The organism is Pseudomonas cavernae (genome assembly GCF_003595175.1).
In the GTDB taxonomy this organism is placed as follows: Bacteria; Pseudomonadota; Gammaproteobacteria; order Pseudomonadales; family Pseudomonadaceae; genus Aquipseudomonas; species Aquipseudomonas cavernae.
This window is the reverse complement of record NZ_CP032419.1, coordinates 539,294-552,967: the sequence shown is the minus strand read 5'-3', so window position 1 is coordinate 552,967 and position 13,674 is coordinate 539,294. Positions and strand designations below refer to the sequence as shown.

At 64.6% G+C, this 13,674-nt stretch carries 14 protein-coding genes; 12 read left to right on the top strand and 2 right to left on the bottom strand.

Annotation, left to right across the window (positions count from 1 at the left end; translation table 11 throughout):
• Positions 1 to 3 precede the first annotated feature (3 nt).
• From D3880_RS02505 to D3880_RS02455, 11 genes are all read left to right on the top strand, one after another.
• Positions 4 to 1,287 carry a peptidylprolyl isomerase gene (locus D3880_RS02505; protein ID WP_420800858.1) on the top strand — a complete coding sequence of 428 codons (1,284 nt, stop codon included), beginning with the start codon at positions 4 to 6 and terminating at the stop codon, positions 1,285 to 1,287.
• 120 nt (positions 1,288 to 1,407) lie between these two features.
• On the top strand, positions 1,408 to 2,406 hold the full coding sequence (pdxA, locus tag D3880_RS02500) for a 4-hydroxythreonine-4-phosphate dehydrogenase PdxA (RefSeq protein ID WP_119891962.1): 999 nt from the start codon (positions 1,408 to 1,410) through the stop codon (positions 2,404 to 2,406).
• A 136-nt stretch (positions 2,407 to 2,542) separates the two neighbouring features.
• On the top strand, positions 2,543 to 3,349 hold the full coding sequence (gene rsmA / locus D3880_RS02495) for a 16S rRNA (adenine(1518)-N(6)/adenine(1519)-N(6))-dimethyltransferase RsmA (protein ID WP_119891961.1): 807 nt from the start codon (positions 2,543 to 2,545) through the stop codon (positions 3,347 to 3,349).
• Positions 3,350 to 3,387: 38 nt separating this feature from the next.
• Entirely contained in the window at positions 3,388 to 3,768 is a 381-nt protein-coding gene (apaG, locus tag D3880_RS02490; protein WP_119891960.1) for a Co2+/Mg2+ efflux protein ApaG, read from the top strand.
• Between the two features lies 1 nt (position 3,769).
• Positions 3,770 to 4,594: a symmetrical bis(5'-nucleosyl)-tetraphosphatase gene (locus D3880_RS02485; protein ID WP_119891959.1), complete on the top strand. Its 825-nt coding sequence runs from the start codon at positions 3,770 to 3,772 to the stop codon at positions 4,592 to 4,594.
• A complete protein-coding gene (gene glpE / locus D3880_RS02480; protein ID WP_119891958.1) occupies positions 4,591 to 4,920 on the top strand; it encodes a thiosulfate sulfurtransferase GlpE in 330 nt (109 codons plus the stop codon). The genes D3880_RS02485 and glpE overlap by 4 nt, the downstream gene beginning before the upstream one ends.
• A 288-nt stretch (positions 4,921 to 5,208) precedes the next feature.
• Positions 5,209 to 7,131, top strand: a complete 1,923-nt coding sequence (locus D3880_RS02475) for a PrkA family serine protein kinase (protein WP_119891957.1) — start codon at positions 5,209 to 5,211, stop codon at positions 7,129 to 7,131.
• 74 nt (positions 7,132 to 7,205) lie between these two features.
• Positions 7,206 to 8,477, top strand: a complete 1,272-nt coding sequence (locus D3880_RS02470; RefSeq protein ID WP_119891956.1) for a YeaH/YhbH family protein — start codon at positions 7,206 to 7,208, stop codon at positions 8,475 to 8,477.
• A 7-nt stretch (positions 8,478 to 8,484) separates the two neighbouring features.
• A complete protein-coding gene (locus tag D3880_RS02465; protein ID WP_177412152.1) occupies positions 8,485 to 10,038 on the top strand; it encodes a SpoVR family protein in 1,554 nt (517 codons plus the stop codon).
• A gap of 269 nt (positions 10,039 to 10,307) precedes the next feature.
• Positions 10,308 to 10,817: a DUF4136 domain-containing protein gene (locus D3880_RS02460; RefSeq protein WP_119891954.1), complete on the top strand. Its 510-nt coding sequence runs from the start codon at positions 10,308 to 10,310 to the stop codon at positions 10,815 to 10,817.
• A gap of 54 nt (positions 10,818 to 10,871) precedes the next feature.
• A complete protein-coding gene (locus D3880_RS02455; RefSeq protein ID WP_119891953.1) occupies positions 10,872 to 12,104 on the top strand; it encodes a multifunctional CCA addition/repair protein in 1,233 nt (410 codons plus the stop codon).
• A gap of 38 nt (positions 12,105 to 12,142) precedes the next feature.
• Here D3880_RS02455 and folK read toward each other — a convergent pair whose 3' ends face one another.
• The gene (gene folK, locus D3880_RS02450) at positions 12,143 to 12,682 is read right to left on the bottom strand and encodes a 2-amino-4-hydroxy-6-hydroxymethyldihydropteridine diphosphokinase (RefSeq protein ID WP_119891952.1); all 540 of its coding nucleotides are present in this window, start codon (positions 12,680 to 12,682) and stop codon (positions 12,143 to 12,145) included.
• Positions 12,673 to 13,026 carry a dihydroneopterin aldolase gene (gene folB / locus D3880_RS02445; protein WP_119891951.1) on the bottom strand — a complete coding sequence of 118 codons (354 nt, stop codon included), beginning with the start codon at positions 13,024 to 13,026 and terminating at the stop codon, positions 12,673 to 12,675. Before folB ends, folK begins: the two co-directional genes overlap by 10 nt.
• Before the next feature lie 69 nt (positions 13,027 to 13,095).
• On the opposite strand from folB, the gene plsY reads away from it, so the two are divergent.
• Positions 13,096 to 13,665: a glycerol-3-phosphate 1-O-acyltransferase PlsY gene (plsY, locus tag D3880_RS02440; protein ID WP_119891950.1), complete on the top strand. Its 570-nt coding sequence runs from the start codon at positions 13,096 to 13,098 to the stop codon at positions 13,663 to 13,665.
• Positions 13,666 to 13,674: the final 9 nt, after the last annotated feature.

The following is a 13,674-nucleotide window of genomic DNA, read 5'->3' as shown; positions in this document are numbered from 1 at the left end:
TGCATGCGCCCGCTGCTGCTGGGCGCGCTGTTGCTGGGAAATGCAACTCTGGCCACCTCGGCACAGGCCGAAGTGCAGCCGCTCAACCGCGTAGTCGCCATCGTCGACAATGACGTGATCATGCAGAGCCAGCTGGACCAGCGCCTGCGCGAGGTCCAGCAGACCATCGCCAAGCGCGGCGCGGCGCTGCCGCCCGAGCATGTGCTCAGCCAGCAGGTGCTCGAGCGCCTGATCATCGAGGACATCCAGCTGCAGATCGGCGATCGCTCGGGCATCCGCATCACCGACGAGGAACTGAACCAGGCGATCGGCACCATCGCCCAGCGCAACGGCATGAGCGTCGAGCAGTTCCGCGCCGCCCTGACCCGTGACGGCCTGTCCTTCGAGGACGCCCGCGAGCAGGTGCGCCGCGAGATGATCATCAGCCGCGTGCGTCAGCGTCGAGTGGCCGAGCGTATCCAGGTCACCGAGCAAGAAGTGCAGAATTTCCTCGCCTCCGACCTCGGCAAGCTGCAGCTGTCCGAGGAATACCACCTGGCCAACATCCTCATCCCGGTGCCGGAAAGCGCCTCTTCAGAAGCCATCCAGGCCGCCGACCGCCAGGCCAGCGAGCTCTATCAGCAACTGCAGCAAGGCGCCGATTTCGCCCAGCTGGCGATCGCCCGCTCGGCCAGTGAAACCGCCCTGGAAGGCGGCGACATGGGCTGGCGCAAGGCCGCCCAGCTGCCGTCGCCGTTCGACGCCATGATTGGCGCCTTGAAGGCCGGCGAAGTGACCCAGCCGATGCGCACCCCGGGCGGCTTCATCATCCTCAAGCTGCTGGAAAAGCGCGGTGGCGGCGCCCAGGTGCGGGATGAAGTGCATGTGCGCCACATCCTCATCAAGCCGAGCGAAATCCGCAGCGAAGCTGAGGCCCAGCGCCTGGCCGAGCGCCTCTACGAACGCATTCAGGCCGGCGAAGACTTCGGCGAGCTGGCGAAGAGCTTCTCGGAAGACCCAGGCTCGGCGCTCAATGGCGGCGACCTCAACTGGATCGACCCCAATGCGCTGGTTCCCGAGTTCCGCGAGCAGATGGCGAATACCGCCAGCGGCGAACTGTCCAAGCCATTCAAGAGCACCTACGGCTGGCATGTGCTTCAGGTCATGGGCCGCCGCGCCACCGACAGCAGCGAGCAGTTCCGCGAGCAGCAGGCGCTGAACATCCTGCGCAACCGCAAGTACGACGAAGAACTGCAGGCCTGGCTGCGCCAGATCCGCGATGAGTCCTACGTCGAGATCAAGCTCTAACGGGCTGTAGAAACATCCAAGCCCGGCTCCAAGCCGGGCTTTTTTATGTCCGCCGCCCGCTTCGGCGTAGAGTGTCGATTGCCCCAGCCGTGCCGGCGCCACGCATACGAGAGCCCATCGATGAGCGTTACCCCCGTTTTCGCCTTGACCCCCGGCGAGCCCGCCGGCATCGGCCCCGACCTGTGCCTGCTGCTCGCCCAGCATGCCCAGCCGCATCCGCTGGTCGCCATCGCCAGTCGCGCCCTGCTCGCCGAGCGGGCCAAGCAGCTGGCGCTGAGCGTCGAACTGCTCGACGTCAGCCCAGCGCAATGGCCGCAGCAACCGGCGCCAGCCGGCAGCCTGTATGTCTGGGATACGCCGTTGCAGGCGCCGGTAATCCCGGGCCAGCTGGCCTCGGCCAACGCCGCCTACGTGCTGGAGACCCTCACCCGCGCCGGCCAGGGCTGTCTCGACGGCCACTTCGCCGGGATGATCACCGCGCCGGTGCACAAGGGTGTGATCAACGACGCCGGCATCGCCTTCTCCGGGCATACCGAGTTCCTCGCCGAACTGACCGGCACCGCGCAGGTGGTGATGATGCTCGCCACCCGCGGCCTGCGCGTGGCCCTGGTGACCACCCATCTGCCGCTCAAGGATGTCGCCGCGGCGATCAGCTCCGAGCGCCTGCAGCGGGTCGCGCGCATCCTGCATGCCGATCTGCGCGACAAGTTCGGCATCGCCCGCCCGCGCATCCTGGTCTGCGGCCTCAATCCGCATGCCGGCGAAGGTGGCCACCTCGGCCGCGAGGAAATCGAGGTGATCGAACCGACCCTCGAGCAGTTGCGCAGTGAAGGCCTCGAGCTGATCGGCCCGCTGCCCGCCGACACCCTGTTCACCCCCAAGTATCTCGACCAGTGCGACGCGGTACTGGCGATGTACCACGACCAGGGCCTGCCGGTGCTCAAGTACAAGGGCTTTGGCGCGGCGGTGAACGTCACCCTCGGCCTGCCGATCATCCGCACCTCGGTCGATCACGGCACCGCCCTTGATCTGGCCGGCAGCGGCAAGGTCGACACCGGCAGTCTGCAAGTCGCCCTGGAAACCGCCTACGCCATGGCGGCCAGCCGCGCGCGGGGTTAACCCCCCACCCTGGCCACCACACGCGAAAATCACCCCTTCGACCCCATGGTTTGTCACCTGCAGCGGCTTTGCTTGGTAAACTGCACGCTCTTTGCATTGTGCTTTGAGCGTGTGGCTTGAAGCTTGGAGCCGCCCCATGACCGAACACTACCAACACCGCGCGCGCAAACGCTTCGGGCAGAACTTCCTGCACGACGCCGGCGTGATCCATCGCATCCTGCGCGCCATTCACGCCCGTGAAGGCGAGCGTCTGGTAGAGATCGGCCCCGGCCAGGGCGCCCTCACCGAAGGCCTGCTCGGCAGCGGCGCGCAACTGGACGTGGTCGAACTGGACCTCGACCTGATTCCGATCCTGCAAGGCAAGTTCGGCCAGCAGGCGAACTTCCGCCTCAACCAGGGCGATGCGCTGAAGTTCGATTTCCGCCAGCTGAGCGACGCACCGCACAGCCTGCGCGTGGTCGGCAACCTGCCCTACAACATCTCCACGCCTCTGATCTTCCACCTGCTCGAGCACACCGGGCTGATCCGCGACATGCACTTCATGCTACAGAAGGAAGTGGTCGAGCGCTTGGCCGCCGAGCCCGGTGGTGGCGACTGGGGCCGCCTGTCGATCATGGTGCAGTACCATTGCCGGGTCGAACACCTGTTCAACGTCGGCCCCGGCGCCTTCAATCCGCCGCCTAAGGTCGACTCGGCGATCGTCCGCCTGGTCCCGCATGAGGTGCTGCCGCATCCGGCCAGGGATCATCGCCTGCTCGAGAAGGTGGTGCGCGAGGCGTTCAACCAGCGGCGCAAGACCCTGCGCAACACCCTCAAGGGCCTGCTCGACAGCGGCGCCATTGCCGCGGCCGGGGTGGATGGCAGCCTGCGTCCGGAACAGCTGGACCTGGCCGCCTTCGTCCGCCTCGCCGACCGACTGGCCGAGCAGACAAGCGCGGGCTGAGGTTTTAGACTCGCAGATCAGATTCCCGAGCGTTTCCCATGTCCGACTCCCGTTATCAGATCGACGTCAGCGTCGTCACCCGCTACCTCCCGGAGCAATCGCTGCCGGAAGAAAATCGCTTTGCCTTCGCCTACACCGTGACCATCCACAACCAGGGCCAGTTGCCGGCCAAGCTGCTGGCGCGGCATTGGATCATCACCGATGGCGACGGCCGGGTGCAGGAAGTGCGCGGCGCCGGGGTGATCGGCCAGCAACCGCTGATCGATCCCGGCGCCAGTCACACTTACAGCAGCGGCACAGTGCTGGCCACCCGAGTCGGCAGCATGCAGGGCAGTTATCAGATGCTCGCCGAGGACGGCCAGCAGTTCGACGCCCCGATCGCGCCGTTCCGCCTGTTCGTGCCGGGAGCCCTGCACTGAGATGGCGGTGTATGCCGTCGGCGACCTGCAAGGCTGCCTGCAACCGCTCAAGTGCCTGCTGCAACGCGTGGCTTTCGACCCGGCCCAGGATCAGCTGTGGCTGACCGGCGACCTGGTCAATCGCGGCCCGCAGTCGCTGGAAACCCTACGTTTCCTCTACGCCATGCGCGAGGCGCTGGTCTGCGTGCTGGGCAATCACGACCTGCACCTGCTGGCGGCCGCGCACAACATCGAACGCCTGAAGAAGGCCGATACCCTGCGCGAGATTCTCGACGCGCCGGATCGCGATGTCCTGCTCGACTGGCTGTGCCAGCAAAAGCTCATGCACTACGACGCCGAACGCGAAATCGCCCTGGTGCATGCCGGTATTCCACCGCAGTGGTCGCTGAAGAAGGCGCTGAAATGTGCCGCCGAGGTCGAGGAAGCGCTGCGCGACGAGGCCCGCCTGCCGCTCTATCTGGATGGCATGTACGGCAACGAGCCGGTCAAGTGGGACAAGGAGCTGAAAGGCGTGACCCGCCTGCGGGTGATCACCAACTACCTCACCCGCATGCGCTTCTGCAAAGCCGACGGCACCCTCGACCTGAAGAGCAAGGAAGGCCTCGGCAGTGCGCCGTCGGGCTACGCCCCCTGGTTCAGCCATCCCGCGCGCAAGACCCGCGGGCTGAAACTGATCTTCGGCCACTGGGCGGCCCTCGAAGGCCGCTGCGACGAACCCGGCCTGTTCGCCCTGGACACCGGCTGCGTATGGGGTGGCGCCCTGACCTTATTGAATGTCGACAGCGGCGAGCGCCATCGCTGCGACTGCCCGGAGAACCAGCCATGACCGATTTCCACCGCATCGCCCCGGAACAAGCCCAGCAGCTGCGCGAGCAAGGCGCCGTGGTCGTCGATATCCGCGACCCGCAGAGCTTCGCCCTTGGCCATATCAGCGGCTCGCGGCACCTGGACAACCACTCGCTGCACGACTTCATCAGCCACGCCGATCTCGACCAGCCGCTGATCGTCGCCTGCTACCACGGCAACTCCAGCCAGAGCGCCGCGGCCTACCTGGTCGGCCAGGGCTTCTCCGAGGTGTACAGCCTAGATGGCGGCTTCGAGCTGTGGCGCGCGACCTACCCGAACGAAACCAGCCAATCCGCCGCGGAATAATTTTTCCCGCCCGCCAAGCCCGCGCCAGCCTTGGGCTACGGGCCCGGCCTGACGAACGGTAACATCCTGTTATCGCTCCTCGCCCCTTGACCTCGCCGATTCCGAACTACTCTTACCTCAGGCCATCCAAAACAAGGGAGAGCCGGCACACCGGCTTCCGGGCTATCGGCAGCGACCATTTAGGTGTTCTGGGGGGATTCTTGATCGGCCGACCTGTCGGCTGATCGCCAGCACCAGCACCTGCACGACCGATACCCGCCGGTTACTAGCATCGAGCGAGGTGACGTCATGAGTATTTTCAGCCACTTCCAACAGCGTTTTGAGGCGACTCGGCAAGAGGAGTACTCGCTGCAGGAGTACCTTGAGCTGTGCAAGCAAGACCGCAGTGCCTATGCCACCGCGGCTGAGCGCATGTTGCTGGCCATCGGCGAACCGGAACTGACCGATACATCGAGCAACTCCCGGCTGTCGCGGATCTTCTCCAACAAGGTGATTCGCCGCTACCCGGCGTTCGCCGACTTCCACGGCATGGAAGAGTGCATCGATCAGATGGTCTCCTTCTTCCGCCACGCCGCCCAAGGCCTGGAAGAGAAGAAACAGATCCTTTACCTGCTGGGCCCGGTCGGCGGCGGTAAATCGTCGCTGGCGGAAAAACTCAAGCAACTGATGGAGCACGTGCCCTTCTACGCGATCAAGGGCTCTCCGGTGTTCGAGTCGCCGCTGGGGCTGTTCAACCCGGATGAGGACGGCGCCATCCTCGAGGAGGAGTACGGCATTCCGCAGCGCTACCTGCGCACGGTCATCTCGCCCTGGGCCACCAAGCGGCTCAACGAGTTCGGCGGCGACATCAGCAAGTTCCGCGTGATCAAGCTGCATCCGTCGATCCTCAACCAGGTGGCGATCGCCAAGACCGAACCGGGCGACGAGAACAACCAGGACATCTCCGCCCTGGTCGGCAAGGTGGATATCCGCAAACTGGAAGAATTCCCCCAGAACGACGCCGACGCCTACAGCTACTCCGGAGCCCTGTGCCGCGCCAACCAGGGGATGATGGAATTCGTCGAGATGTTCAAGGCGCCGATCAAGGTGCTGCACCCGTTGCTGACCGCCACCCAGGAAGGCAACTACAACAGCACCGAGGGTCTCGGCGGCCTGCCGTTCAGTGGCATCATCCTGGCCCACTCCAACGAGTCGGAATGGCACAGCTTCCGCAACAACAAGAACAACGAGGCGTTCATCGACCGCATCTACATCGTCAAGGTGCCCTACTGCCTGCGCGTCACCGACGAGATCAAGATCTACGACAAGCTGCTGCTCAACAGCTCGCTGGCCAACGCCCATTGCGCGCCGGATACCCTGAAGATGCTCGCGCAGTTCTCCGCGCTGTCGCGCCTGAAGGAGCCGGAGAACTCCAACGTCTACTCGAAGATGCGTGTGTATGACGGCGAGAACCTCAAGGACACCGATCCCAAGGCCAAGTCGATCCAGGAGTATCGTGACAGCGCCGGCGTCGACGAGGGCATGAGCGGTCTGTCGACCCGTTTCGCCTTCAAGATCCTCTCCAAGGTGTTCAACTTCGACCCGCACGAAATCGCCGCCAACCCGGTGCACCTGCTCTACGTGCTCGAGCAGCAGATCGAGCAGGAACAGTTCCCCGCCGAACTGCGCGAGCGCTACCTGCGCTACATCAAGGAATACCTGGCGCCGCGCTACATCGAGTTCATCGGCAAGGAGATCCAGACCGCCTACCTCGAGTCCTACAGCGAGTACGGGCAGAACATCTTCGACCGCTACGTGCTGTACGCCGACTTCTGGATCCAGGATCAGGAATACCGCGATCCGGAAACCGGCGAGATCCTCAACCGCGTGGCCCTCAACGAAGAACTGGAAAAGATCGAGAAACCGGCCGGCATCAGCAATCCGAAGGATTTCCGCAACGAGATCGTCAACTTCGTATTGCGCGCGCGCGCCAACAACAATGGCAAGAACCCGACCTGGCTGAGCTACGAGAAGCTGCGCGTGGTGATCGAGAAGAAAATGTTCTCCAACACCGAAGACCTGCTGCCGGTCATCAGCTTCAACGCCAAGGCCAGCAAGGAGGACCAACAGAAACACAACGACTTCGTCAAACGCATGGTCGAGCGTGGCTACACCGAGAAACAGGTGCGTCTGCTGTCCGAGTGGTACCTGCGGGTCAGAAAATCGCAGTAACCCGCCGCCGGCCTGGCCGGTCGCTGTTACCGCAGAGCCTACGCCCGCACGGGCGTGGGCCCTAAGGAGCGCTCATGAGCTATGTGATTGACCGCCGTCTGAACGGCAAGAACAAGAGCACGGTGAACCGCCAGCGCTTTTTGCGGCGTTATCGTGAGCACATCAAGAAGGCCGTGGAGGAGGCCGTCAGCCGCCGCTCCATCACCGACATGGAGCACGGCGAGCAGATCAGCATCCCGGGTCGCGATATCGACGAGCCGGTGCTGCACCATGGCCGCGGCGGCAAGCAGACCATCGTCCATCCCGGCAACAAGGAGTTCACCACCGGCGACCGCATTCCCCGCCCGCCCGGCGGCGGTGGCGGCAAGGCCGGCGGTAAAGCCAGCAACAGCGGCGAAGGCATGGACGACTTCGTCTTCCAGATCACCCAAGAGGAATTCCTCGACTTCATGTTCGAGGACCTCGAACTGCCGAATCTGGTCAAACGCCATCTGACCGGCAGCGACACCTTCAAGACCGTGCGCGCCGGCATCAGCAACGAAGGCAACCCGTCGCGCATCAACATCATCCGCACCCTGCGCTCGGCCCACGCCCGACGCATCGCCCTGTCCGGCAGCAGCCGCGCCAGACTCAAGCTGGCAGTCGCGGAGCTGGAGCGCCTCAAGTGCGAAGAACCGGATAACTTCGACGATATTCAGGAAATAGAAGCCGAAATTGCTCGACTCCGCGCGCGCATCAACCGCGTGCCCTACCTCGACACCTTCGACCTCAAGTACAACCTGCTGGTGAAGCAGCCTAATCCGACCTCGAAGGCGGTGATGTTCTGCCTGATGGACGTGTCCGGCTCGATGACCCAGGCGACCAAGGATATCGCCAAGCGCTTCTTCATCCTCCTCTACCTGTTCCTCAAGCGGAACTACGACAAGATCGAGGTGGTGTTCATCCGCCACCACACCAGTGCGCGCGAGGTCGACGAGGAGGAATTCTTCTACTCGCGGGAAACCGGCGGCACCATTGTCTCCAGCGCGCTCAAGCTGATGCAGGAGGTGATGGCCGAGCGCTACCCGATCAACGAATGGAACATCTACGCCGCCCAGGCGTCGGATGGCGACAACTGGAATGACGACTCGCCGATCTGCCGGGATATCCTGATGAAGCAGATCATGCCGTACGTCCAGTATTTCACCTACGTCGAGATCACCCCGCGCGAACACCAGGCGCTGTGGTTCGAGTACGAAGCGGTGCGCGAGACGTTCGAGGACACCTTCGCTCAGCAGCAACTGGTGTCGGCGGCCGATATCTACCCGGTGTTCCGCGAACTGTTCCAGCGCCGGATGACCACATGAGGGCCTCGTGATGAAGCGCCAGCCCATTTCCACCGGCTCGGAATGGACCTTCGAGCTGATCCGCACCTACGACCGTGAAATCAGCCGCCTGGTCGAGCGCTACGCGCTGGATACCTACCCGAACCAGATCGAGGTGATCACCGCCGAGCAGATGATGGACGCCTACGCCTCGGTCGGCATGCCGCTCGGCTACCACCATTGGTCCTATGGCAAGCACTTCCTCAGCACCGAAAAAGGCTACAAGCGCGGGCAGATGGGCCTGGCCTACGAGATCGTGATCAATTCCGATCCCTGCATCGCCTACCTGATGGAAGAAAACACCATGTGCATGCAGGCCCTGGTGATCGCCCATGCCTGCTACGGGCACAACAGCTTCTTCAAGGGCAACTACCTGTTCCGCACCTGGACCGACGCCAGCTCGATCATCGACTACCTGGTGTTCGCCAAGCAGTACATCATGCAGTGCGAGGAACGCTACGGCATCGACGCAGTGGAGGAACTGCTGGACTCCTGCCACGCCCTGATGAATTACGGGGTCGACCGCTACAAGCGTCCCTATCCGATCTCCGCCGAGGAAGAACGCCGGCGCCAGAAGGACCGCGAAGAGCACCTACAGAAGCAGATCAATGACCTCTGGCGCACCATCCCCAAGGGCAGCGGCAAGCACAGCGAGAAGGACAACAAGCGCTTTCCCGCCGAGCCGCAGGAAAACATCCTGTACTTCATCGAGAAGCACGCGCCGCTGCTGGAGCCCTGGCAGCGCGAAGTGGTGCGCATCGTGCGCAAGATCGCCCAGTACTTCTACCCGCAGCGCCAGACCCAGGTGATGAACGAAGGCTGGGCGACCTTCTGGCACTACACCCTGATGAACGACCTGTACGACGAGGGCCTGGTCACCGACGGCTTCATGATCGAGTTCCTCCAGTCGCACACCGGCGTGGTCTACCAGCCGGGCTTCGACAGCCCCTACTACAGCGGCATCAATCCCTACACCCTGGGTTTCGCCATCTACAGCGACCTGCGCCGCATCTGCGAAAAGCCGACCGACGAAGACCGCCACTGGTTCCCCGACATCGCCGGCAGCGACTGGCTGACGACCCTGAAATTCGCCATGAGCAGCTTCAAGGACGAAAGCTTCATCCTGCAGTTCCTCTCGCCCAAGGTGATCCGCGACCTCAAACTGTTCAGCATCCTCGACGACGACCAGAAGGACGAACTGCTGGTCCCGGCGATCCACGACGAGCAGGGCTACCGCTTCATCCGCGAAACCCTGGCCGCCCAATACAACCTCGGCAACCGCGAACCGAACGTGCAGATCTGGAGCATCGACCGCCGCGGCGACCGCTCCCTAACCCTGCGTCACCAGCAGCACGACCGCAAACCGCTGGGCGACTCCACCGACGAGGTGCTCAGGCACCTGCACCGCCTCTGGGGCTTCGACATCCACCTGGAAACCGTACAGGGTGAGCAGATCATTCACACCCAGCACATGCCGCCGCGACCCGACCCGCGCAGCGGTGACGAATACCCGCGCCTGGAGCTGGCCATCCCGCCCATTTGATCGGTTGACCGGCGCTAGCAGGTTGTTGAAACGTAGCGAGCGAAGGCAAGGCAAGGCAAGGCAAGGCAAAATCAGCCGAAGACGCGGAGTTTACGAGTTGTAAATGAGCAGTACTCGTAGCACTCGCCCTTCGGGCCGCGCTAAAGCGCGTTAGCCGCAAGCGGCTTGCTAAGGCTGATTTCAACGCCGTATAGCCGAGCACAGTAGTTTTCAACAACCTGCTAGGCCCGCGGCCGAGCATGGCATTATCGTCCGCGGAGCCCGTGCCCATGCGTGTGTTTGCCCTTCTGCTGCTGTGCCTCGCCCTCGCCACCTGTGCCAGCCACATCCCGCAAATCCGCATCGAGCACGCGGCCGCACCCGAGCTGCGCGGTCGCCAGAGTTTTCAGCTGATGCCGCCGGAGCAGGCGCTGAACAGCGCCACGCCCTATGAGGAACGCTATGCCCAGCTGGAACCGCTATTGCGCCAGGGCCTCGGCGAGCGCGGCTACCATGAAAGCCAGACCCCGCAGCTGTACGTCTACTACTGGCTGGCCCTGCGCGACACACCACTGGAGTTTCGCGTCGACGTGCCGCCGCCCAACCCGCTGGGCAGCTACCAGGCCATCCACCGCCTGCGCGACGAGACCGGCACCCTGCGCCTGCGCCTGACCGATCCAAGCGGGCAAATCCTCTGGGAAGGCCTGGTCAGCACCGGCCTGAGCCCGGCCAGGGACAGCGCCGAGCTGCTGCAAGTCGCCATCAACGCGCTGCTGCAACAGATTCCGCCGGCCCACTGAAGCGCCGGAGCGGCCGCGCAGGGGTTATGCTGTGGGCCTGACGGAGGTGCTTTCATGCAGTTTTTTAAAGTCGGCGGCGCCGTGCGCGACCGCCTGCTCGGCCTGCCGGTGGCGGACATCGACTGGGTGGTGGTCGGCGCCAGCGCCGCGCAGATGCAGGCCCAGGGCTTCCGCCCGGTCGGCGAGGACTTCCCGGTGTTCATCCATCCGCACAGCGGCGAGGAATACGCCCTCGCCCGCACCGAGCGCAAAAGCGGCCAGGGTTACGGCGGTTTCACCTTCTACGCCAGCCCCGAGGTTAGCCTGGAAGAGGACCTGCTGCGCCGCGACCTGACCATCAATGCCATGGCCGAGGACGCGCACGGCACGGTCATCGACCCCTACGGTGGCCAGCGTGACCTGCAGGCGCGCCTGCTGCGCCACGTCTCCCCAGCCTTCGCCGAAGATCCGCTGCGCGTCCTGCGCGTCGCCCGCTTCGCCGCCCGTTACGCACTGCTGGGCTTTCGCGTGGCCGACGAAACCCTGGCGCTGATGCGCCAGCTCAGCGCATCCGGCGAACTGCAGGCGCTGACCCCGGAGCGCAGCTGGAAGGAAATCTCCCGCGCGCTGATGGAGTCGCGGCCGGAGGTGTTTCTCCGGGTCCTGCGCGATTGCGGCGCACTCAAGGAGCTGCTGCCGGAGGTCGATGCGCTGTTCGGCGTGCCGCAGACCGCCAGCCACCACCCGGAAATCGACACCGGCATCCACACCCTCAGCGTGCTGCGCCAGTGCGCCGAACATGGCCAGTCGCTGAGCGTGCGCTGGGCCTGCCTGCTGCACGACCTGGGCAAGGGCCTGACCCCGGCAAGCGAATGGCCGCAGCATATCGCCCACGAACAGCGCGGACTGAAATTGATCCGCGCGGTCAACCAGCGCTGCAAGGCCCCGCGCGACTGCCAGGAGTTGGCCCTGCTGGTCGGCCAATACCACGGCCACGGCCATCGTGCCCTCGAACTCAAGGCCTCGACCCTGCTCGAGCTGCTGCACAGTTTCGACGTCTACCGCCGCCCGCAGCGCTTCGAGGAGTTCATCGCCGCCTGCGAAATGGACTCCCGCGGCCGCCTCGGCTTCGAACAGCGCGACTATCCGCAGGCCGCCTACCTGCGCGGCGCCGCGGCGACGGCACGCGAAGTGGCGGCGCAACCCTTGCTGGCGCGGGGACTGCAGGGTGCAGAACTGGGCGAAGCGCTCAAGCGCGAACGCCTCAAGGCACTCAAGGCCTACAAGGAAAGCGCCGCGCACGCGTAGGCGCGAGGCATAGCCCGGATGCAATCCGGGAGGAGCGGCTACACGGGCGCCGGATATGTCTCGAGCAACGTAGTCGGAGTCAACTCGGCGCCCCGCCACTGGAAAGCCACCGGCCATAGCTGTTGCTCGATCCGCGCCGCCTGCCAGAGCTCGGCGAAACGCTGCTTGACGCCCGGATGCTCAACCTCCGGCGCCAGCAGCGCCAGCGGCCAGAGGACGAAGGCGTTCTTGAGGATTTCCGCGCGCGGCAGCACCAGGCCATCGAAATTGCCGACCCGGTCGCCATACAGCAGCACATCGATGTCCAGCGGCAGGCCCTTGCGGGTCGGCGCATAGCGGCCGTTGTCGGCCTCGATGATTTTCAGTCGACGGTCCAGCTCCAGCAGCGGCAGGTCGGTCTGCGCGGCCACCACTAGGTTGTAGAAGGGCCCGCTCTTGATCCCCACCGCCTGGCTCTCGAACACCGGCGAACAGCGCAGGTCGTGGAGGAAACCAGCCAGGGCGTCGAGGCCGGCGCGGAGGTGCGGCTCGCGCTCGCTGTTGCTGCCGAGGCCGAGGAAAACCGGGGTCAGCGACATCCGCGCTCGATCTCCACGCCGACGCCGCTGGCCGCCGGGTTGGCACCCGGCTTGGTGACCTTGAGGCGCAGCCAGGCAATCCCGAACTCGCTCATCAGCGCCGCCGCCAGGCGTTCGGCGAAGGTTTCCACCAGCTCGAAGCGCGCCGCCTGGGCGAAGGCGTCGATGCTGGCCGCGACCTTGGCGTAGTCGAGCGCCTTGCTCAGATCATCCTCGGCGGCCGGCGCGCTGATATCCCAGCCGAAGGTCAGGTCCAGGCGCAAGCACTGGCGAATGTTGCGCTCCCAGTCGTACGCACCGATCAGGGTGTCGACTTCCAGACCTTCGATAAATACTTTGTCCAACCGCTCCGCTCCACGACAAGGGCGCCGCGCCCCGTTAGAATCAGGGCTTATCCGCCCGGAATGGATACCATGTTCTGGCTGCTGGCGGTCCTCGCCTACCTGCTCGGCTCACTATCCTTCGCCATTTTGCTCAGTCGCCTCGTCGGCGGCCCGGATCCGCGTGCCAGCGGCTCGGGCAACCCCGGCGCCACCAACATGCTGCGCGTCGCCGGCAAGAAACTGGCGATCCTCACCCTGCTCGGCGACCTGCTCAAGGGCCTGCTGCCGGTCCTGATCGCCGCCCTGGCCGGCCTGCAACTCCAGCAACAAGCCTGGGTCGGCCTGGCCGCAGTGGTCGGCCACCTCTATCCGCTGTACTTCCGTTTTCAGGGCGGCAAGGGCGTGGCCACCGCCGCCGGCATGCTGCTCGGCCTCTATCCGCCGGCGGCACTGTTGGCCATCTGCGCCTGGCTGCTGGCGTTCACCCTGACTCGCACCAGTTCGCTGGCGGCGCTGATCGCCACGCCGCTGACCCTGCCGCTGCTGGCCTGGCAGCAGCCTGCCGCGCTGCTGCCGATAACCCTGCTGACCGCGCTGATTGTCTGGCGTCACCGCAGCAATCTACGCGACCTGCTGGCCGGGCGCGAACGGCATTTTTGAATCTATTGG